Raw genomic sequence first — 1,497 nt, 5'->3', positions numbered from 1 at the left:
CATTTTTGTAGTGGATACCTTTTTTCTCTTACCTAACCTCTTTTTCACTTTTCTCTCTTTTTTTATGGCAATATGAAAGATTTCATATATTTTTGCTGGCAGCATAAACAAAAACAAACACAGTCAGCGTATGCCATCTATTTGTCAAGGAACCTGGGATTGTCAGATATGTCCAAAAGCGGTGAGTAATGCCATTACTCGTGTGATTTATCAGCGTGGTTTTCATAAACCGGCTCAAAAGTGTGAAGAAAATCTTATCCTTTTTTTGATGAAGGGAGAAATACTGGTCAATAGTAAGGAATATGCGGGGACAATGCTTAAGGAAGGTGAATTTATCCTTCAAGCCATTGGTTCTATGTTTGAGATGCTTGCTATGACTGAATGTGAGTGCATTTATTATCGTTTTATTCAGCCCGAACTGTTTTGTGACCTCCGTTTCAATCATATCATGAAGGAAGTATCTCCTCCACTTATTTATACTCCATTAAAAATAATTCCAGAATTGCAATATTTCCTCAATGGGTCTATTACTTATTTGAAAGGAGATAAAGTCTGTCGGGATTTGCTATCTCTGAAACGAAAAGAATTAGCGTTCGTGTTGGGATACTATTATTCCGATTATGATCTTTCGAGCTTGGTGCACCCACTCTCTAGATATGTAAACAGTTTCCAATATTTCATTATTCAAAACTATAAGAAAGTAAAGACAGTGGAAGAACTGGCACAATTGGGTGGATATACTCTTAGTACATTCCGTCGTATCTTCAATAACGTCTTTCATGAACCTGTTTATGAATGGATGCTGGCGAGACGTAAAGAGGGCATTTTGGACGACTTGAACAACTCTGAATATAGCATTTCGGAGATATGCTATAAATATGGTTTTGAATCTTTACCCCATTTTTCTAATTTCTGCAAGAAATCTTTTGGTGCCTCTCCACGTAATTTACGTAGGCAAGACATTTCATAAATGCAACTATGTAAAATAACTGCGGTTCACCGGTTTCACCCAATTCTCTAAATGCCGATGAATAAGGTAACAGCGGGTGAAAGCAAGGGAGAAATTCAGGCGAAACTGAACCTTCCCGGTTTCACCTATTGAGTTTATTCATACCGACTGTTGGACATATAGATCCAAGGTGTTGGATATATAGCTCCAAGATGCTGGATATATAGATGCAACAACTCAAGTATTAACACATGAGAACTAAGGTGTTAAGACCTGGCGGCCAAAGTACTACATCCGCACAGTTCACTCATTAATACCTGAAAGCGGATTTGCTATAAGCATATCCGGATTAGCTATAATGATAATTGTTTTAGCTCAAGGGATATTTTAATAAGACAGGTGAAAGCGGTAACGTAAGCGTCTCCGCGATTCTATATAGTTTGCTAAAATAAAAAGGCTAATGCTCCCTTTTTATCCATTAGCCTTTTCCCATCTGTCAGGAAGCAGTTCCCTGTATTTTTCAAGTGGTGTGTTTGGTTGCCATTCAG

General features: G+C 37.7%; 1 protein-coding gene. It reads left to right on the top strand.

The features are described from left to right. Window positions 1–130 precede the first annotated feature (130 nt). Window positions 131–970 (top strand): helix-turn-helix domain-containing protein, encoded by an 840-nt coding sequence (locus BXY_RS10295; protein WP_015531840.1) that lies wholly within the window; start codon window positions 131–133, stop codon window positions 968–970. The last annotated feature ends 527 nt before the right edge of the window (window positions 971–1,497 follow it).

It is taken from the genome of Bacteroides xylanisolvens XB1A (genome assembly GCF_000210075.1).
Classification (GTDB): Bacteria; Bacteroidota; Bacteroidia; order Bacteroidales; family Bacteroidaceae; genus Bacteroides; species Bacteroides xylanisolvens.
The sequence above is the reverse complement of the archived record's forward strand: the minus strand, read 5'-3'. Positions and strand labels throughout refer to the sequence as shown.